The sequence below is a fragment of the Mesorhizobium sp. M1338 genome, from assembly GCF_040318045.1.
Lineage (GTDB): Bacteria > Pseudomonadota > Alphaproteobacteria > Rhizobiales > Rhizobiaceae > Mesorhizobium.
Map to the genome: position 1 here is coordinate 24240 of NZ_JAMYLL010000003.1, position 20666 is coordinate 44905.

At 62.1% G+C, this 20666-nt stretch carries 14 protein-coding genes; 1 reads left to right on the plus strand and 13 read right to left on the minus strand.

The window, feature by feature from the left end; translation table 11 throughout:
- Positions 1 to 11 precede the first annotated feature (11 nt).
- The 3 genes from NKH19_RS03920 to xylF form a co-directional block, all read right to left on the minus strand.
- The gene (locus NKH19_RS03920) at positions 12 to 812 is read right to left on the minus strand and encodes an ATP-binding cassette domain-containing protein (RefSeq protein WP_352871884.1); all 801 of its coding nucleotides are present in this window, start codon (positions 810 to 812) and stop codon (positions 12 to 14) included.
- A 13-nt stretch (positions 813 to 825) separates the two neighbouring features.
- Positions 826 to 2157, minus strand: a complete 1332-nt coding sequence (locus tag NKH19_RS03925) for a sugar ABC transporter permease (protein WP_352871886.1) — start codon at positions 2155 to 2157, stop codon at positions 826 to 828.
- A 144-nt stretch (positions 2158 to 2301) separates the two neighbouring features.
- Positions 2302 to 3342 carry a D-xylose ABC transporter substrate-binding protein gene (gene xylF, locus NKH19_RS03930; protein ID WP_352486460.1) on the minus strand — a complete coding sequence of 347 codons (1041 nt, stop codon included), beginning with the start codon at positions 3340 to 3342 and terminating at the stop codon, positions 2302 to 2304.
- Positions 3343 to 3613: 271 nt separating this feature from the next.
- Here xylF and NKH19_RS03935 point away from each other — a divergent pair, with 271 nt between their 5' ends.
- Positions 3614 to 4858 carry an ROK family protein gene (locus NKH19_RS03935; RefSeq protein ID WP_352871889.1) on the plus strand — a complete coding sequence of 415 codons (1245 nt, stop codon included), beginning with the start codon at positions 3614 to 3616 and terminating at the stop codon, positions 4856 to 4858.
- A 138-nt stretch (positions 4859 to 4996) separates the two neighbouring features.
- Here NKH19_RS03935 and NKH19_RS03940 read toward each other — a convergent pair whose 3' ends face one another.
- From NKH19_RS03940 to NKH19_RS03985, 10 genes are all read right to left on the minus strand, one after another.
- On the minus strand, positions 4997 to 6316 hold the full coding sequence (locus NKH19_RS03940; protein ID WP_352871890.1) for an HlyD family type I secretion periplasmic adaptor subunit: 1320 nt from the start codon (positions 6314 to 6316) through the stop codon (positions 4997 to 4999).
- A 3-nt stretch (positions 6317 to 6319) separates the two neighbouring features.
- A complete protein-coding gene (locus NKH19_RS03945; RefSeq protein WP_352871892.1) occupies positions 6320 to 8077 on the minus strand; it encodes a type I secretion system permease/ATPase in 1758 nt (585 codons plus the stop codon).
- 44 nt (positions 8078 to 8121) lie between these two features.
- On the minus strand, positions 8122 to 9546 hold the full coding sequence (eglC, locus tag NKH19_RS03950) for an endo-1,3-1,4-beta-glycanase EglC (protein WP_352871894.1): 1425 nt from the start codon (positions 9544 to 9546) through the stop codon (positions 8122 to 8124).
- A gap of 737 nt (positions 9547 to 10283) precedes the next feature.
- On the minus strand, positions 10284 to 10973 hold the full coding sequence (gene phoB / locus NKH19_RS03955; RefSeq protein ID WP_010911896.1) for a phosphate regulon transcriptional regulator PhoB: 690 nt from the start codon (positions 10971 to 10973) through the stop codon (positions 10284 to 10286).
- Positions 10974 to 10992: 19 nt separating this feature from the next.
- Entirely contained in the window at positions 10993 to 11700 is a 708-nt protein-coding gene (phoU, locus tag NKH19_RS03960; RefSeq protein WP_023757396.1) for a phosphate signaling complex protein PhoU, read from the minus strand.
- Positions 11701 to 11725: 25 nt separating this feature from the next.
- Positions 11726 to 12529 (minus strand): phosphate ABC transporter ATP-binding protein PstB, encoded by an 804-nt coding sequence (pstB, locus tag NKH19_RS03965; protein WP_352871897.1) that lies wholly within the window; start codon positions 12527 to 12529, stop codon positions 11726 to 11728.
- Positions 12526 to 13377 carry a phosphate ABC transporter permease PstA gene (gene pstA, locus NKH19_RS03970; RefSeq protein WP_352633396.1) on the minus strand — a complete coding sequence of 284 codons (852 nt, stop codon included), beginning with the start codon at positions 13375 to 13377 and terminating at the stop codon, positions 12526 to 12528. Before pstA ends, pstB begins: the two co-directional genes overlap by 4 nt.
- 3 nt (positions 13378 to 13380) lie before the next feature.
- Complete coding sequence (pstC, locus tag NKH19_RS03975; protein ID WP_352871899.1) at positions 13381 to 14364, minus strand: phosphate ABC transporter permease subunit PstC; 984 nt, start codon at positions 14362 to 14364, stop codon at positions 13381 to 13383.
- Between the two features lie 65 nt (positions 14365 to 14429).
- Positions 14430 to 15485, minus strand: a complete 1056-nt coding sequence (gene pstS / locus NKH19_RS03980) for a phosphate ABC transporter substrate-binding protein PstS (RefSeq protein WP_352871901.1) — start codon at positions 15483 to 15485, stop codon at positions 14430 to 14432.
- 512 nt (positions 15486 to 15997) lie between these two features.
- On the minus strand, positions 15998 to 20554 hold the full coding sequence (locus tag NKH19_RS03985) for a PAS domain-containing protein (RefSeq protein WP_352981883.1): 4557 nt from the start codon (positions 20552 to 20554) through the stop codon (positions 15998 to 16000).
- Positions 20555 to 20666: the final 112 nt, after the last annotated feature.

Below are 20666 nucleotides of genomic sequence, written 5' to 3' on the forward strand. Positions count from 1 at the left end.
ACCGGCAGGCCTCAAGCGGCGATCTTCAGCGCGCCCGGTCCGGGGATCGCGCCGGGCGGGCATTTGCCCAGAATGATCATGCCGAGCACCTCGTCCTGGGTCACGTCATTGGTGCGGGCGGTGCCGACCACCTGGCCGTTCTTCATGACGCAGACCCGGTCGGCAAGTTCGAACACATCATGGATGTCGTGGCTGATCAGGAAGATGCCGATGCCGTCGGACTTGAGCTGCTTGACCAGTTCGCCGACCTGCGCCGTTTCCTGCGGGCCAAGCGCCGCCGTCGGCTCGTCCATGATCAGGATCCTCGCGTTGAACAGGATCGCGCGCGCGATCGCCACCGACTGCCGCTGGCCGCCCGACAGCTTGATCACCGGCTCCTTGAAGCGCTGGAAGCGCGGATTGAGCCGGCCCATCACCTTGCGCGCCTCCGCCTCCATGGCAACGTCGTCGAGCGTGCCCCAGGCGGTCATCAGCTCGCGGCCGAGGAACAGATTGGCGGCGGCGTCGACATTGTCGGCCAACGCCAGCGTCTGGTAGATCGTCTCGATGCCGTATTTCTTGGCGTCGCGCGGATTGGAGATAGCTGCCTCCTCGCCATTGACGAAGATCTGGCCCGCATCGCGCTTGTAGGCGCCGGACAGGATCTTGATCAATGTCGACTTGCCGGCGCCATTGTGGCCGAGCAGCGCCACGACCTCGCCGGGGAAAAGATCGATCGAGGCGTCGTCGACGGCGCGAATGCCGCCAAAGGCGATCGAGACGTTGCGCATGTCGATCAGCGCGGTGCCGGTGGGAGCGGTCTTGTCTGCCATGATCTTGTCCTCCCTAGACGCGCTTGCGATAGACGGTATCGAGCCAGACCGCGACGACGAGCACGGCGCCGACGACGATGCTCTGCAGCGGCGAGTCGATGCCAAGCAGCACCATGCCGGACTGCAGCGACTGCATGAGCAGCGCGCCGAGCATGGCGCCGAGCACCGTTCCGGAGCCACCGGCAAGCGAGGTGCCGCCGATGACGGCGGCGGCGATCACCAGCAACTCGTCCAACGTGCCCAGCGCATTGGTCGCCGCGTTGAGGCGGGCCGACGAGATCGCCGCGCTGATCGCGGCCAGCACGCCCATGATCATGAACACCTTCATGGTCACCCAGCGCGTGTTGATGCCGGCGAGATTGGCGGCCTCCGGATTGCCGCCGATGGCAAAGACATAGCGACCGAAACGGGTGCGCTTGGTGATGAAGGTCATGACGATGCCGACCGCGACCGCCATCAGCACCGGTATGGCGATGCCGTGGGCGATGAACAGCCCGCCTTCGGGAATGGTGATGCCGTTCTGCTGCGCATACTGGCGCACGATGCCGATTGGCCACGGATAGGAATTGGCGATCCAGACGGCTCCAAGGATGGCAGCGCAGGTGACCACACCGAGGAAGGTTTCGGCCCAGACGGGGCGCAGTGGAAAGTTGAACCGTTTGCGCTGCGACCGGCCGTTCAGCAGCGCGAAAGCGACAGCCACGCAAGCGACGATGCCGATGATCCAGCTGGCGGTGGCGCCGACGGAGCCCCGCGGCCCGCCGCCCATCAGCTGGAACGTAGCGTCAAGCGGCGCGACCGTGCGCCCGTTGGTGATCAGCCATGCCATGCCGCGCCAGACCAACAGACCGCCCAGCGTCACGATGAAGGCAGGAACTTCGAGATAGGCGATGATGAAGCCCTGGAAGGCGCCGATCACAAGACCGAGCACCGCGCCGGCGGCCAGGGCGACGATCCAGAGCCAGGGATTTCCAAGCTGGAAGCCGATGACGCGAATGAGGAATTCGGCTTGCGCCACGCCCATGATCATACCGATCACGCCTTCGACGGAACCGACCGAAAGGTCGATGTTGCGCATGACGATGACCAGCACCATGCCGGTTGCCATGATCGCGACCGAGGAGGTCTGCACCGACAGGTTCCAGAGATTGCGCGGCGTCAGGAACAGTCCGCCCGACAGGATGTGAATACCGACCCAGATGACCAGCAACGCACCGACCATGCCAAGCATGCGCGTATCGAGTTCGGTTGCCTTGAGAAAGCGTCCGACAGCGCTCAGTTCGGACGCGCGCGCTTGGTCCGCGGGGGTATCTGCAGCAAGTGGGTTGGACGTCGTGTCGGTCATGATTTTCTCCCAACCGGCGGGCCGTCTGACGCGAATACCGGAACCAGCCTAGAAGCTATCCGCGTGATGCGGAAACACAAATCTTTTTGAGAAAACGCCGCGGCTTTTGGGCCGCGGCGTTGAGAATGCAGAAAGATCCCAGTTCTAGTTGCAGGCCGCGACGGTGCCGGCGGCGACGCCCGCGCAGACTTCGTCCTTCTTGATCCAGCCGGCGTCGATGACGACGTTGAGATTGTCCTTGGTGATGGCAACCGGGGTCAGGAACAGCGACTTGACGGTGTTGCCGCCCGGTGTCGTGAAGTCCTTGGCGCCTGCAATGTCGCCCGTCTTCTTGCCGTCGGCCAGCTGCGAGGCGATCTCGGCGGCATTCTTGCCGAGTTCGCGCGCATCCTTCCACACCGACACGGTCTGCGTGCCGAGCGCGATGCGGTTGAGTGCTGCATGGTCGCCGTCCTGACCCGAGACCGGCACGGTGCCGGCAAGTCCCTGCGCCGTCAGCGCCGCGACGACGCCGCCGGCGGTGCCGTCATTGGCCGCGACCACGGCATCGACCTTGTTGTCGTTAGCGGTCAGGAACTGTTCCATGTTCTTCTGGGCGTTGGCGGGCAGCCAGCCGTCCGTATAGGCCTCGCCGACATTCTTGATCTTGCCGCTGTCGATGGCTTCCTTGAGCACTTCCATCGAGCCGGCGAACAGGAAGTCAGCATTCGGATCGGCGCCCGAACCCTTGATGAAGACATAGTTGCCTTCCGGCTTGACCTTGAACACTTCGCGGGCCTGCATGCGGCCGACTTCCTTGTTGTCGAAGGTCAGATAGAAGACGTCCTTGTTCTCGATCAGCCGGTCATAGCCGACGACCGGAATGCCTTCGTCCAGCGCCTTCTGTACCGCCGGGCCGATGGCCGAGGCATCCTGCGCCAGGATGATCAGCGAATTGGCGCCCTGCGAGATCAGGCTCTCGACATCGGTCAGCTGCTTGCCGGGATTGGACTGCGCGTCGGCGGAGATGTACTTGTCGCCGGCAGCCTCGATCGCCGTCTTCATGGCGGCCTCGTCGGTCTTCCAGCGCTCTTCCTGGAAGTTGGACCACGAAACCCCGATGACCTTGTCCTTCGCCTGTGCGACCGACGCGAGCGTCAGCGACATGGCGACACCCGCCAGGATGGCGGCTGTGAATCTTTTCATAATATCCTCCCTGCGCCGCGTATGGCGCGACCAAACTGACCCGAAGGCCGGCACAGAGGCTCTATTTTTTCGAGCCTCGAAAAAATACTGATCCAACGCCCGAACGCTGTCAACATCGATTCTGATGGATTTTGAGGTGCTCGCGAATTTTTTTCGAGCTCCGGAATAAATAAATGACAGAGTGGACAGCTTCTGCCAGTATTTGGCTGCGTCGCCGACAGCGTTCGAGGGGTACGGAGAACCGCGGCGACCGGGAGGACTTGAAGAGGACATGTCGGTCGGAATCCGCCACGACGATTTGCGCCGGCGCAACCGGGCGATGGTGATCGCCGCCGTACGCCGAGCCGGACAGCCGTCACGTACCGAGATCGCCGCGACCACGGGCCTAAGCCACTCGACCATATCGGCGATCTCCTCCGACCTGATCGGCGAAGGCATCCTGGCCGAAAGCAAGCCAAGCGAGGCCGCTTCGCTCAAACGCGGCCGGCCGCAGGTCGGCCTCAGCCTCAATCCGGAAGCCGCGACGGTGATGACCGTGGTGCTGTCGCTGAATTTTCTCTCCGTCGCCGTCATCGACTACGCCGGCCAGGTGATATCGGAGGAACAGCGCCGGCTGGACACGCTGACAATGCCGCGCGACGCGCTGATCGGCGAATGCATGGCAATCGTGCGGCGCCGCTTCGAAGACCCGGACCTCGACATGCGCAGCGTCGCCCGCATCGCGTTGGCGATCCAGGGCATCACCGACACCCGTTCCCGCGCAATGCTGTGGTCGCCGATCACCCCGCACACCGACATCGCCTTCGCCGACATACTCGAAGCCGAGTTCGGCATCCCCGCCACCATGGAGAACGACTGCAACATGATGGCGATCGCGCTGCGCTGGCGCGATCCCGATCGCTACCGCGACGATTTCATCGCCATCCTGCTGTCGCACGGCATCGGCATGGGCCTGGTGCTGAAAGGCGAGCTGTTTACCGGCACCCATTCCTCGGGCGGCGAGTTCGGCCACATGATCCATCAGCCAAACGGTGCGCTGTGTCGCTGCGGGCGGCGCGGCTGCGTCGAGGCCTATGCCGGCAACTACGCCATCTGGCGCAATGCAAGGCAGATGGGCGAAGACGCGGAACCAGTCGCCGATGTCAGCGACGCCGACATGCGGGCCCTGGCGACCGCGGCCCGCGAAAGGGATGGGCCCGAGCGCGAGGCCTATCGCAAGGCCGGTGAAGCGCTCGGCTACGGTCTCGGCAGCTTGTTCGCGCTGATCGATCCGGCGCCCGTTGCCATGGTCGGCGTCAGCGCCGCCGCCTTCGACTTGATCGAGCCTGCATTGCGGCAGGCCATTTCCCAGACCGCCGGCGGCCAGCACTCGGAATCGATCTCCTTCGACACCGAGCCGAACGAACTGCCGCTGATCCGCGAAGGCTGCGCGATGCGCGCGCTGACCTTTGTCGACCAGGAGATTTTTGCACCCGGCGCGCAGACGAGAGGAAGCGTCGGAAAGAGCGTTGCGTGAGGACCAGGGTCAAAAACCAATCATTCTGAACGACCGAGTTCGACCCTGAGCGGAAGTTCGCACGCCCTCGGTTGAACTCTCATACCCAGCCCTGGTGATCATTGACCGTGCCTGAGGGGATTGCGCGGCCCGTAACATCTACCGCTCGGTGAAAGCGCGAGCGAAGGAATCAAGCATCGGCCGTGCGAGATACTCGAAGAAAGTCCGGTCGCCAGTTCTGATGAACGCCTCTACCGACATTCCGGGGTAAAGCTGCTCCGCTTTCACGCCGGGCGGCAGGTTGGCGGCAATCTTCAGCTTGGCGCGGAAATAGGGTTCATGCGTAGCCTCGTCGATGAGCCGGTCCGCGGAAACTTGGGTCACGATGGCTGAAATCTCAGGGGTGAGCCGCATGTTCAACGCGGACAATCGCAATTTTGCCGGCTGGCCGATACGAACCTGATCGATGTCTTTCGGCGGTAGCCGTGCATCGACTATCAGGCCCGATGCCGTAGGCAGGATCTCCATGATCTTTTCGCCTGGGGCAATCACGCTGCCCTTGGCATTGTAGGTGGACGACACCACGATGCCCGCTGCCGGTGCCTTGATCGTCGTCCGCCGCAGCACTGCCTCGGATGCGCGCATCTGTTCGTCAATGTCGGCCAGCGAAGAATGCACCTCGTCGAGCTTCGTCAGGGCCTCCTCCACGCGTTGCGTGGTCAGGCGCTCGATCTGCTCCTGGGCTTCGACGATCTCGGTGTTGGCCGATGCAAGATTTGCCTCCAGCGCCCCTGCCTGCCCGACGAGATCGGCCTCGCTGCGCAAAAGCTGCGAATATTCGGTGCGATTGGTGAGGCCTTTGCCCAACAGGCTGGTCTTGATGCCGAGTTCTTTCTTCACGACTTCGGCCTGTTGCTGAATGGCCTGTTTCTGGGCCTGCAATCCCACGACCGACTGGCGATGCATGGCAAGCCGTTGCCTGAGGATCGATTGTTCCGATCGAAACCGGGCGAGCCTGGCGTTGAATTCCTTCTGCTGTTCTTGAACCAGAGTCTCGAAATCGTGCTGGAACGGTGGTGGCGCAGCCTCCGCGATTGGCGCAAGCCGGTCCAGTCCGTCGCGCTCCGCCTCCAGCCGCGAGGCGCTGGCCTTGAGCGCGACAGACTGCCTCGCCAGTCGGTTGAGCTCGGCTTGCGCGGCTGTTCGATCCAGTATGATCAGATCCTGGGCCTGTTGCACGCGATCACCTTCATGAACCAGCAATTCCTGGATGATGCCGCCTTCGGGATGCTGAATGAGAATGTTGCCGCCCGTCGCCGAGATCGTGCCTTGCGTGATCACCGCTCCGGACAACGGTGCACTGACCGCCCAATAGCCAAGGCAGCCCACCAATATTGCTATTGCCGCGTATCCGGCGAATGCCACCCGCCGGATGTCGGTGCGTGCTTTGCCTTCCCAGACAAGACTCTGTGCTGCCATCTTCTAGGATCCAAAGCGGACGCTATGAGGGGTGCTGCGGATCGTCGTGGCAAAAGACCCTGTCACCACCGTGTCGCGCTGTGGGGGAAGGCCGTTACCGGCAATCGACCGCCGCAATACGTCGCCGCTTGGACCGAAGGCTTCGATCACTCCACCGCGCAGAAGCATCACGCGGTCGCAAGCCGCGGCGATCGAGGGACGGTGCGTTATCAGGATTGTCGTAACGCCCGCCGCTTTCGCCGCGGCAAGCGCCCCTTCAAGCGCCGCTTCGCCGCTGCCATCGAGATGGGTACTGGGCTCGTCCAGAACCAGAATACGCGGATTGCCGTAGAAGGCGCGCGCCAGCCCGATCCTTTGGCGTACGCCGCCCGACAGTGTTCTGTCCGACGGACCTATTCTGGTCTGATAGCCGTCTCGCTGCTCCAATATCAGCTCATGCGCCTGGGCATTCTTTGCCGCTTCGACGATCGAGGTGTCACTTGCATCGGGTTCAAAGCGGGCGACATTTTCCGCGATCGATCCGGGAAAGAGTTCCACCTCCTGAGCGAGATATCCGATATGACGGCCAAGCTGCTTCTCGTTCCAGGTTCTGAGGTCAGCGCCGTTGATCCTGACGCAGCCGCTGGTCGCTTGGATCGCACCGACAAGCAATCTCGCCAGGGTGGACTTGCCGGCTCCGCTTGGACCTATTATCGCAACCGCTTCGCCGGCGCCGATGTGGAAGTTCAGTCTCTTGATGATGGGTTCGGTGCCGGGCGTGGCGTTCGGCGCGACAAAGATCAGGTCCTGCACGACGATTTCGCCCGACGGATCCGGCAGTATCAGTTTTTGCGTTTGTGCCGAATGGGCGGAAAGCGCCTTGTCCAACCGCTTCCACGATCGTCTGGCGTCGACGATCTGGCGCCATGAACCGATCAGTTGGTCGAGCGGCTGCAGCGCGCGGGACGACACCAGGGAAGACGCGAAGATCATCCCGGCCGTCATCTTCCCTTGCAGCACGAGCCATGCTCCGACACCCAGTATCGCCAGCTGAAGCATCATGCGTACGGCTCGCGACGTTCCGCTGAAAATCGCGTTGGCCATGGACGAACGGTCATGAAGAATTAGCGCCTCCGCCACGTGCCTACCCCAGACGCGCGCGGCGTTTTGGACCATGCCCATGGCGAGCAGCGTCTCCGCGCTGCGGGCAAAGGCCTGCTCCGACAGGCTGGCGACAGCCGAACGTTCCGCGGACAAAGCGTCGTTCCTGCCGACGGCAAGCTGATTTGCCACGACCAGCGCAAGCAACAGCGCAACTCCTGTCAGCGTAAGCCAAAATAGAAAAGGATGGATGAGGTACAGCAGGGCGAGGAAGAACGGAGCGAACGGCAGGTCGAACAAGACCGCCGCGCCGCGTGACCTGATGAAGGCGCATACCGAGGCAAGGTCGCGCAGTGGAGACAGAGCTGCGCCGCCGGCGTACTTAGCCTCAAGCGAGACGGCGAATGTCCTCGCGCCCAATCTGTTGTCGACCGTGGCTGCAACGCGCTGCGTGTAGACGGAGCGGATCGTATCGAGGAGACCGAGAAAGGCGAGCGCGAGAACCGCGATAGCAGAGAGGTAGAGAAGCGTCTCGACGCTGGAGGACAGCAGGACGCGGTCATAGACCTGCAAGAGATAGAGGGGGATCACCAATAGCAGGATGTTGATGAGGAACGAGAAAACACCGACATCTACGATGGCGCGCCTCAAGACTGCCCGCAGACCAGACTGTGCAATCATTCCCGCGCTCCCAACGGCTCATGGCCCCAACGTGAGGGCGTCGCTTAGACCGAATGGTCGGCCGCGATGTCCAAGGGGTGGTGCTGCAGGTCGTCCAGCGTATAGGCGCGGATGTAGTCGATTTTCATCTCCGCCGGCGTCGCCAGATGGTCAGGAGGCTGGCCGGCAATGCCGCCCACCGCGAGATTTGCCAATATGTACATGGGGTCGTGCATGTCGGACGGCGTTGCCGCTTGGGCGACCTTTACACCATCGTAGGTCCAGACAAGCTCATCCTTCGTCCAGAGCAGGCCATAGGTGTGGAAACCGTCGGTGTCCGCAACGTTCACCGTGGACGAAACCTTCGTGTGCGCTCCCGTCTCATTGGTATGCGCCGTCATGTAGAGCGTGTTCAGGTCCTGGCCGCGCGTTTCGACAACGTCCAGCTCCGGCGGCCACGATCCGTCTTCCGGAAGCAGCCAGAAGGCCGGCCATGCTCCGGCTGTTTCGGGCAGGTCCGCCCGCATTTCGAAATAGCCATAGGCTTGCGCGAAGGTGTCGTGCGTCGTCAGGATCCCCGAGGTGTATTCGTAATTGTTGATCAGAGGCTTGATGTCCTCCGGCGCCTGCGCCGCGGTGATGGTGAGGACGCCGTTTTCAACGCTGAACGGGTGGACGGAACTCGTCGGGCCATAATTGGCGTCGACATACCATTGCAACTCGCCATTGCTGCTCAATGTGCTGCCGTTCGGCGCTCCCCACCAGAAATTGGAATTCCAGGTGCCGTCCTGTCCGTTCCGAAGGCTCAGCGTGTTAAATTCGTCGGAGAAGGACAGCGTCATTCCGGACTTGTCTATCGGCAGCTCGAACTGGGTGGGCTGCAACTTGTCGATGGTCGTATTCTTGAACACCAGGATCTCGTCGGATCCGAGGTTCAGCATCACGTTTGATTCCACCTGAACCATCTGTGAACGGACGGCATCGAACGAAGTGAAGTCATAGCCGTTAAGGCGGACCGTATCAGTCGCACCGAAATCGAAGATAAGATCACTTCCATTTCCTTTAGAGATGGCGAAAGTGTCGGCGCCGTCTCCGCCGATCAGGACATCGTCGCCCTTGCCGCCATCCAGCGTCTGATGACCCGACCCGCCCTTGATGATGTTGTCCAACGCATTTCCGAACGCATATCGATTGGCGCCGGTAACGACGAGGTTCTCGAAATTGTCGGGGAGCTTGTAGCTCATCCATGTGTCGATCGTGTCGATTCCTGCCCCAGGATCCTCGACCACCTTATTGTTGGTGGAATAGAGGTGATAGTAGTCGTCGCCGGCGCCACCGTAGATCGTGACCTTGACGCCGGTGTCTCCCCAGAAGGAGTCGTTGCCGGAGGTGCCATGCAGTTCCGGTCCAGACCCAGTGGCCGAGAACCAATGAGTGGAAGCGCCGGTGTAGGGAAGAGGGATGCCTTTGGCGTTTACGACGGTGCTCATCAGAAATCCTTCCTCATGGTATCCGACCTGGTGAAATCATTCGATACGAGTCCCAGCGACTGCTTCCCAAGCAACGTTGCAACGGATGAAATAGTTCCAGGGAATCGTCATCCGATCCGAGATAATATTGACCATTCGGCGCACATACACTGAATAAAGAGAAGGAATCCGTCCTCCGTCAAAAATATAATTTTAATAAAATTCTATATTTATGTGAAAGTCGCGTGCTTTGACGGATATAGATAAATGCATTAGTTCAATCCTCGCTAGAAGGAGCACGATTTGGAGGGCAGAGTTTTACGGGCAAAATGGCGATTATGACCGACTAATCGCGAACCGTTCTTCCCGCGGCCAGCCGGACACAACAGCAGTTTGAGAGATCGCAGAGCAATCGAGTTGTGAAGTGACCGACCAGTTAGCCACGCACAATCAATTCCAGCATGGCTCACTCCGCTGCGGACGTTTCGCTGCGACCGGGCAACGACCGCGAAGGGTCGGTTAAAGATTTCAATCCCGCCTGCTTGAATGTCCGCCATCGCTTTTTGGATGCCAGAAGCCGCCTGTCGCCTTGGCCCAAATGCGGTCATTCGAAAACTGATGGGATGACCGCTCCTGGGCGCCACATGCTCGTTCTCCACCGATGAGACGAATGCAACATTCCACCCTTCGCGGCCGTTGGCGACCGCCTGCTGACCGAGCTTGAACCTGGGTTCCGATTTATCGGGATGGGATGGGAATTAATCTTCCCTGATCGCGTAGCCTGCACCTCGAATGGTGCGGATGACGTCGGGCATGCGGCCGTTGTTGACCGCCTTGCGCAGCCGGCCGACATGCACGTCCACCGTGCGTTCGTCGATGTAGATCGTCTCACCCCAGACATTGTCGAGCAGCTGGCTGCGCGAGAACACGCGGCCGGGATGGCGCATCATGAATTCGAGCAGGCGGAATTCGGTCGGCCCGAGCCGGATCTCGCTCTTCTTGCGATAGACCCGATGCGATTCTCGATCGAGCACGATGTCGCCGACCTTCAGCACGCTGGACAGCACTTCCGGCTTGGCACGGCGCAGCAGCGCCTTGACCCTGGCCATGAACTCCGGCGTCGAGAAAGGCTTGACCAGATAGTCGTCGGCGCCGGTCGAGAGGCCGCGCACGCGGTCGCTCTCCTCGCCGCGCGCGGTCAGCATGATGATCGGCAGCCGCTCGGTCTCGGGGCGCATTCGCAGGCGTCGGCAGAGTTCGATGCCGGAAACCGCCGGCACCATCCAGTCGAGCACCAGAAGGTCAGGCACGTTCTCCTGCAGCCGGATCTCGGCCTCGTCGCCGCGCGTCACCACCTCGACCTGATAGCCCTCGGACTCCAGATTATAACGGAGCAGCACGCCTAGCGGCTCCTCGTCCTCCACCACCATGATGCGTGGCGCGATCATCGGCTGGTCACCCCTGTCGTCATGCCGCCGGCGCGGACATTGTCGTCTCGTCCTGCTTCGGACGATTGGCCGGCAGCTGCGTGCCGGTCAAAACATAATAGGCATTTTCCGCGATGTTGGTGACGTGGTCGCCGATGCGCTCGAGATTCTTGGCGCAGAACAAAAGATGCGTGCACGCGGTGATGTTGCGCGGGTCTTCCATCATATAGGTGAGAAGTTCGCGGAACACGGAGGTGTATTTGACGTCGATGCGTTCGTCGTCGGCACGCAGTTTCGCCAGCGCGGCGGCGTCACGCGCCGCATATTCCTCGATGACGCCCTGCACCTGGATCAGCACCAGTTGTGCCATTCCATCGATCGAGTGCGAAAGGTCGCGCGGCGTAACGCTGAGGCCGACAGTGCCGACGCGCTTGGCGATGTTCTTGGCAAGGTCGCCGATGCGTTCGAGATCGCCGGCCATGCGGATCGAACCGACGACATGGCGCAGATCGTCGGCCATCGGCTGCCGCTTGGCGATCAGCGTGATGGCGCGGTCGTCGAGCTCCCGCTGGCGCGCGTCCATGATCGCGTCGTCGGAGACGACGCGCTGTGCCAAGGCGTTGTCGGAATTCAACAGCGCCTTGGTCGCACCGCCGACCATCGAGCTGGCGAGATCGCCCATGTCGCTGATGAGCTTGCTGATCTGACCGAGATCCTCGTCGAAAGAAGCGACTGTGTGTTCGCTCATGATCCTGTTCCTCGTATGCCTGAGCTCAGCCGAAGCGGCCGGTGATGTAGTCCTGCGTGCGCTTCTCGCGGGGCGACGTGAAGATCTTCTCGGTGCGGTCGAACTCGACCAGCTCGCCCAGATACATGAAGGCCGTCTGCTTCGACACGCGCGCCGCCTGCTGCATGTTGTGGGTGACGATGACGATCGTGTAGTCGGCTTGCAACTCGTCGATCAGCTCCTCGATCTTGGCGGTCGACAGCGGATCGAGCGCCGAGGCGGGCTCGTCGAGCAGGATGACTTCCGGCTTCACCGCCACGGTACGGGCGATGCAGAGCCGCTGCTGCTGGCCGCCTGAGAGGCTGAGGCCGCTGGCGTCGAGCTTGTCCTTGACCTCGGTCCAGAGTGCCGCGCGCTTCAGCGCCTGCTCGACGCGGCCGTCCATCTCGGATTTGCTCAGCTTCTCGTAGAGCCTGATGCCGAAAGCGATGTTTTCATAGATCGACATCGGAAATGGCGTCGGCTTCTGGAACACCATGCCGATCTTGGTGCGCAGCAGGTTGAGGTCCTGCGAGCGGTCAAGAACGTTCTGGCCGTCGAGCAGCACCTGACCGTCGGCCGTCTGCCTGGGATAAAGCTCATAGATGCGGTTGAAGACGCGCAGCAGCGTCGACTTCCCGCAGCCCGAAGGCCCGATGAAGGCGGTGACGCTGCGCTCCGGCAAGGACAGCGTGATGTCCTTCAGCGCCTTCGATTGGCCGTAGTAGAAGTTGAGGTTCTTGACCTCGATCTTGGCCTTGGCGGTGGCCTCGGCGGCGATCGTCATGTCTGGAGACAACATCTGGCTCATTTGTCCTCTCTGCGTCCGGTCAGGCTGCGCGCAACGATGCTGAGCGCGAGAACCGTCAATGTGATGATAAGTGCGCCGGTCCAGGCCAGTTGCTGCCATTCCTCGTAAGGGCTGAGAGCGAACTGGAAGATGGTGACAGGCAAGCTGGCCATCGGCGCGTTGAGATTGCTCGACCAGAACTGGTTGTTGAGCGCCGTGAAGAGCAGTGGTGCCGTCTCGCCGGAGATACGGGCGATCGACAGCAATATGCCGGTGACAATGCCGGAAAGCGCGGCGCGGTAGGCGACCGACTTGATGACCACCCAGCGCGGCGCGCCGATCGCGGTGCCGGCTTCGCGCAAGGCGTTCGGCACCAAATTGAGCATGTCTTCGGTGGTGCGCACCACAACCGGAATGACGAGGATGGCGAGCGCGACAGCACCGGCGATTGCCGAGAAATGCCCCATCGGCCGCACCATCAATTCGTAGACGAACAGGCCGATGATGATCGACGGCGCCGACAGCAGGATGTCGTTGATGAAGCGCACCACGGTGGTCAGCTTGGAAAAGCGACCGTATTCGGCCATGTACGTGCCGGCCAGCACACCGATTGGCGTGCCGACGATGACGGCGATGATCGTCATGACCACGCTGCCGTAAATGGCGTTGAGCAGGCCGCCGGCGTCGCCGGGAGGCGGCGTCATCTGCGTGAAGACGTCAAGGGACAGGCCGGCGGCGCCCTTGTAGACCAGCGCGCCGAGGATGAGCGCCAGCCAGGCAAGTCCGATGCCCGCCGCGGTGACGCACAGCGTCATCATCACGGCATTCTTCCTCTTGCGGCTCTGGTGAAGCGATGTGGCTGTCGACATCGGTCAGGCTCCGGTGCGGGCGTCGATGCGCATCAGCATGTAGCGGGCGATGGCAAGGATCAGGAAGGTGATGACGAACAGGATCAGGCCGAGCGCCACCAGCGAAGACGTGTAGAGGTCGCCGACGGCTTCGGTGAATTCATTGGCGATGGTCGCGGAGATCGTCGTTGCCGGCGCGAACAGCGAGGTCGAGATGCGGTGCGCGTTGCCGATGACGAAGGTCACCGCCATGGTTTCGCCCAGCGCGCGGCCAAGGCCGAGCATGACGCCGCCCATGATACCGATCCTTGTGTAGGGAATGACGACGCGGCGGGTCACTTCCCAGGTCGTGCAGCCGATGCCGTAGGCGGATTCCTTCAGCACCGGCGGCACCGTGTCGAAGACGTCCTTGGTGATCGAGGTGATGAAGGGCAGCACCATGATGGCCAGGATCAGCGACGAGGTCAGCAGGCCGATGCCATAGGGCGGACCGGCAAACAGGCTGCCGAGGCCGGGAATGCCGTGGAACACGCCGATGATGAACGGCTGCACGATCGTCTGCAGGAACGGCGCCAGCACGAACAGGCCCCAGATGCCGTAAATGATCGAGGGGATGCCGGCCAGCAGTTCCACCGCCATGCCGATCGGCCGCCGCAACGGGCGTGGGCAAAGCTCGGTGAGAAAGATGGCGATTCCGATGCCGAGCGGCACGGCAATCAGGATGGCGATGGCCGACGTGATGATGGTGCCGTAGATCGGTGCCAGCGCGCCGAACTTCTCCGTCACCGGATTCCAGCTTTCGCTGGTCAGGAAAGAGAAGCCGAAGGTCGACAGGGCTTGCCAGGATCCGGCAAACAGCGAGATCGCGACGCCGCCAAGCAGGACCAGCACCAATATGGCGGCGGCCCGGGTCATCCCGTGGAAGATTGCGTCGGTCAGCGCGAATCGTCTGACGATCGCATCGCGCGAACCTCGAATGGCTGGCAAGGCTTCCTGGACAGCGCTCATGTGAAGCTCGGCTCTTTGAGTTGAGGAAAAAGGAGCGCCGCGCCGCGGCGCTCCTTCAAAGGTTATTACTCGCCTGCGTAGACGGGCTTCCCGTCGGCCTGGATGTCGGCCTTCCAGGAGGTCTTGATCAGGTCGACGACGCTGTCGGGGATCGAGACATAGTCGAGCGCCTTGGCGGTTTCCTTGCCGTCCTTGTAGGCCCAGGCAAAGAACTTCAGCGCTTCACCGGTGGCGGCGGCATCGTCGGGAACCTTGTGGATCAGCACCCAGGTCGAAGCAGCGATCGGCCAGCTGGTGTCGCCGGGTTCGTTGGTGATGATGACGTTGAAGTTCTTCGCGCCTTTGAAATCGGCATTCGAAGCAGCCGCACCGAAGGATTCGAGCGACGGCTCGACGACCTTGCCGGCGGCATTCACCAGCTTGGAGTAGGAAAGGCTGTTCTGCTTGGCATAGGCATACTCGACGTAGCCGATGCTGCCGTCGGTCTGCTTGACGGTATTGGCGACGCCTTCGCTGCCCTTGGCGCCTACGCCCGTAGGCCATTCGACGGCTGTATCCGAACCGACCTTGTCCTTCCAGTCGGGCGACAGCTTGACCAGATAGTTGGTGAAGTTGAAGGTCGTGCCCGACCCGTCCGAGCGATGCACGACGGCGATCGCGGTGGACGGCAGGGTCAGGGTCGGGTTCAGCGCCTTGATCGCAGCATCATCCCAGGTGGTGATGGCGCCGAGGTAGATCTGGGCCAGGGTCGCGCCGTCAAGAACCAGTTCGCCCGGCTTGATGCCGGTCAGGTTGACGATCGGCACGATGCCGCCCATCACCATCGGGAACTGCACGAGGCCGTTCTTTTCCAGGTCGGCATCGGACATCGGCTTGTCGGTGGCGCCGAAGGTCACGGTCTTGGCGATGACCTGCTTGATGCCGCCGCCCGAACCGATCGACTGGTAGTTGAGGCCGACGCCGGTGTCTTTCTTGTAGGTGTCGGCCCATTTGGCGAACACCGGATAGATGAAGGTCGAGCCGGCGCCGGAAAGATCAGCTGCCATTGCCGCGGAAAGGGTGAAAGTGGACGCCGTAGCCATTGCGATCGCAACGGCCGCCGAGCGGATGAAATGTCTCATGTGGCCTGCTCCTGTTCGGAAGATGGTCTCTCGGCGCCATTGCTCTCGGCGCCCGCTGAGGCCAATAGCCTTCGATTATTACAGTCGCATGACAGTTTGATGTCACCCCGGTAACGCATGATCGGGACGAACAAATTGTGGCCTGGCCAGCACTCCCGATGGAGCCCGGCTTTGTCCCCGGAATCAGGGACTTGCGACGTTTAGGCCCGAGGCTGGCCGGCGATTTGGGATCAGCAGGGCTTTATAAAGAAAAGCCGGACGGGAGCGCGTTGCTCTCGGCCACGGTGTCGTGGCCGGGCCATCGCCGAAAACAGGTCCGTTGGGGTAGGTTGACGCTGTCTCATGCCGGCGGTCGCTGCTCCCGCCCGTAACTGGGAAGAGCGGAATTCGAATACGGCCATTGTCTTGATCAGGCACAGTTTTGATATGGTGCGATCGCGCCATAGTGCTGCGCGCGGGACGCGTCGCGAATCTTTGCTTGGCTTCTCGCGAACCGGTGCGGCGAGAACCCCTTACCCGGCGTTGCGCTGAGCCTGACGGCTGGCGCCGATCCAGCGCTCGACCTTCTCGAGCAGGGCCCTGGGGCTGATCGGCTTGGGCAGATAGTCGTCCATGCCGGCCTCCAGGCAGCGCTCGCGATCGCCTTTCAGCGCATGCGCGGTGACGCCGACGATCGGCACATGCGTGCCGGTTTCTTCCTCCAGCCGACGAATGGCGGCGGTTGCCTCCAGCCCGTTCATCTCCGGCATCGAGACATCCATCAGGATCATGCACGGATTGAGCCGGCCGAAGGCGTCGAGCGCCTTGCGGCCATTGCCGACGATCTCGAAACCAAAACCGGTCTCGCCGAGAATCTGGGTGAACACCATCTGGTTCACCTCGTTGTCCTCGGCTACCAGTATGTCCAGCCTGTCGTCGCCACCCGTCGTGGCTGGCCGTGGGCGAATTGAAGGCGGCTGCAGCAGCGCCCGCTGTTCCGCCGGCGCCGACGGCTGTGGCCGCGCTGCAGGGACGGTGCCTGCGAGCGGCAGGTCGTCGCCGCCGCTCGTGTTGTGGCGATGCCGCTGGATGGTGGCGACCAACGTTTCCAGCAGCACCGATGAGCGCGCCGGCTTGATCAGCTGGGCATCGATGCCGAGATCGCGATAGCTGGTGTTGGCGAGCGACTGGTCGACCGAGGTCAGCATGATGATCGGTGTGCCGGCAAGGCCGGCGGTGTTGCGCACGATCCGCGCCATTTCGGCGCCGCTCATCTCAGGCATCTGGTAGTCGAGCACGACGCAATCGACCGGCACGCCATAGGCGGCGGCGGCGATCAGCACCTTGAGGCCCTCGGCGCCGCTTTCGGCCGCGCAGGAATCGAACGTCCACGATGTCATCTGTTCGGTCAGGATGGCCCTGTTGACGGCATTGTCGTCGACGATCAGCACGCGCGCGCCGGTCACGTCGATCGGCATGATGGGTTGCCCGTTCTGCTCTCCGGCCCTCGGTAGCGTCACCGCGAACCAGAAGGTCGAGCCTTTGCCTTCGGCGCTCTCGACACCGATGTCGCCGCCCATCAGCTCGACGAGTCGCGAGGTGATGGCGAGGCCAAGGCCGGTTCCCTCGTGCCGTCGCGTCGATGAGGTGTCGACCTGGCTGAACTTCTCGAACACAAGTTTCAGTTTTTCCTCGGGGATACCTATGCCCGTATCGGTGACCGAGATGGTGAGCTTTGTTCCGGTCGCAACTCTCTCGCCGGTGACATCGACCAGCACATGGCCTTCATCGGTGAATTTCACCGCATTGCCGAGCAGGTTGGTGACGATCTGCCTGATGCGGCCCACATCGCCGACGAACAGGCTCTCGAGACGGGGCTCGATGCGCACGATGAGCTCGAGGTCCTTTTCCTTGGCGCGTGTCGACACCAGCGTCGCCACATCCTCGATCGCCTCGGCAAGATTGAAGGGCGCCGGATCGAGCACCAACTGGCCGGCATCGATCTTGGAGAAATCCAGGATGTCGTTGATGATGGTGAGCAGCGCGTTGCCCGATTTCACGATGATGTCGGTAAATGTCTTCTGCTTCGGGTCGAGATCCGATTTGGCCAGCAGCTCGGCCATGCCGAGCACGCCGTTCATCGGCGTACGGATCTCGTGGCTCATATTGGCGAGGAATTCCGACTTGGCGCGGTCGGCGAGAATGGCGCGCTGCCGCGCCTCGCGCAGTTCGGCCTCGCGCATCTTCAGCTCGGTGATATCGGTGGTCGATCCGATCAAATAGAGCGAACCGTCGGATGCGATCATCGCGCCCTTGCGGGCGAATTGGTGCCTGACGCTGCCGTCGGCCGCCGTAACGGTCTCTTCGACCTCTTGCGTCTCACCGGTGCGCAGTACCGCAAGGTCGCTGTCGACGAAGGCTTCGCCATCAGGCCCGAAGATCTCGATGTCGGTCTTGCCGATCGCCTCGTCCTTGCCGAAGCCGGTGAGATCGCTCCAGCCCTTGTTGACGTAGAACTGCCTGAGGTCGGAGCGCTTGGCGTAGATCGACACAGGTACGTTGTCGATCAGGCTGCGGAACACCTCGTTCTCGCGCATGCTCTCTTCCAGCGCGCGCTCGCGCGCCTTGACGTCGGTGATGTCGGTGCTCGAACCAACCAGATGCACGGATCCGTCCAGCGCCACCAGGCGGCTCTTGCGCGTCATCAATTGCCGAACCGTGCCGTCGCGATGGGTGACGGGTTCCTCGACCTCCTTGACGGCGCCGGTCACCGCGACTTGTGCATCGTCATCGCTGTAGCCATCGGCGTCCTGCGCACCGAACACCTGGCGGTCGGTGCGGCCGATGACATCCTCCTTGCCCAAGCCCGTGATCGCGCACCAGGCCTTGTTGACGAACTCGATGCTCAGGTCCTGCGCCTTGATGAAGGCGGCGACCGGCAATTCGTCCAGCACATGCCGGAACAGATCGATCTGGCGCATCGAGTCGCGCAACGCCGCCTCGCGGCTCTTGATCTCGGAGATGTCGACACGAACACCGATGAAGGTGCCATCGTCGGTCCGCATGTCATAGACCTGATACCAGCGGCCATCGGGGTTGTGACGCTCGTAGGAGGAATTGGGCAAGCGGTAGCGGGCGAGGATCGCATCCAGCCAGCGATCATGGTCGCTGTCGTAGAGCTGGTCGACTTGCGGATCGCCGCTGTTGCGGAAATAGCCGTTCGCATGGCCGAGGACGAGCGCCTCGCGGAATGTGCAGCCGGGCTGCCATGCCGGCTTCAAGGCCGGCAGCGTGTCCTGGATCTTGCGGTTGGCGAAAACGAACCTGTCGTCGCGATCGTAGATGATCACGGCGGCCGGCAAGGATTCCAGCACGCTGGCGAGATGCTTGCGCGCATCCTGCGCCTCGGTCTCGCGGCGCTTCATGTCGGAAATGTCGAACAGGAAACCGGCAACGTAATTGCGGCCGCTGGGCATGCCGACGCGGCTCTTCCTGACGATGCGCGAACGGCTGGCGCCGTCAGCCTCGAAATTTTCTTCCACTTCGTATGGGCGTCCGCTGGCAAGCACGTCCCGTTCGCTCTGCTCGAAAAGCGCGACGGCGTTCGTCGGCAGGAAATCGCCGCCGGGTTTGCCGAGCATGGCTTGCGGCGTCTGGCCGAACAAGGCGGCGAACGCCTCGTTGACGAAGACGAAGCGCAGATGATCGTCCTTGACGAAGATCGGATCCTTGACCGCGTTGATCACCGCTTCCGCCAGTCGCGCTTTCTCCAGCGCGTCGGCAAGGTCGGCCTCGCGGTCCTTCATGTCGGTGACGTCGACATAGGAGATCAGCCGCTTGCCGCCGGCCAGCGGCGCCATCGACGATATCAGCGTGCGGCCGTCATTGCGCGGGAACTGCCGCGATCCGGCGGTGCCGGCCCTGATTTCCGCCTCGCGCTCGGCAATATGCCGCTGCCATGTCGCGTCGTCGGAACCAAACGGGTCGATGTCGCGGCTGGCATCCATCAGATCGCGGAAGCTGCAGCCGATCTCGGCGCGCCGGGCGTCGATCTGCCAGAAATCGTAGAAGGCACGGTTGATGACTTCGGCGCGCATATCGGCGTCGAGGACGAGGACACCGATCGGCATCTGGTCGACCATGATGCGGAGATTGGCGAAGGTCTCGGCGATTTTGGCGTTGGCGTTCTCGATCTCGGCATCGCGATGCTTGATCTCGGTGACCTCATAGTAGGTCAACAGCCGCTTGCCTCCGGACAGCGCCGTCACCGAGAACATCATGGTCCTGCCGTCGGCGTGGAGAAACTCACGCGGCGCGACGGAGCCGGCGCGAATTTCCTCGATGCGGGTGGCGAGATAGCGCTGCCATTGCTGTTCGTCGATGTCGCCATAGATGCCGTTGCGGCGGTTGAGTTCCATCAACAGGCTGAACGGAGCGCCGACGGTGACAGTGCCGTCCGGAATCCTGGAAAGCTCGCGATAGGCCTTGTTGACGATCAGCGTGTCGAGCCTAGCATCGAGAAGCACGACGCCCATGTGCATGGCGTCCATCGTCCGCTCGAGATCGACCAGATGCTGGTCGGGTTCGCCGACCGCCGATGATTCCTGCCTCGGGGTTTGGAAGGCGCCGACCAGTGCCGTGATGTTGCGGCCGACACCGCGATAACCGGCGAATTTTCCCTCGTCGTCGAACCTTGGAAAGCCCGATGTCAAAACCCAGCGGCAATCGGCGCTACCACCTTTCAGTTCATAGACGAAGTCGCGAAACGGCCGGTGCGCCTGCAGATCCTCCAGATGCGCGGCACCGCTGCGGTCGCCGTTCAGGACCTGGTTGAGGAAGTCGAAGCGGAACCGGCCAAGCACCTTTGCCGGATCGATGCCGGTGGCTGCCTGGTAGTTTTGCGAAAGCCAGGAGAAGCGCAGTTCGGCGTCGGTTTCCCAGACCCAGTCCGCACCGGCTTCGACCAGTTGGCGAAGCGCATGGACCGACCCCCTACCTGTGGCGGACGATGATGTACCGTCGCCATGCATTGTCGATTTGCGAGGCCCGCGCTTGCCGCGCGCGCCGATTGTTTCGTCCGCTTCCGCCATGCCGTCCCCACCCCGAAAACCAAGGCCGAACCCTCCTTCGCGGTTCGTCGGCGGAATGTGCCCGAGAAGCATTAACGATCCGCTAACCATAACGGACTCGGCGGACAAATTG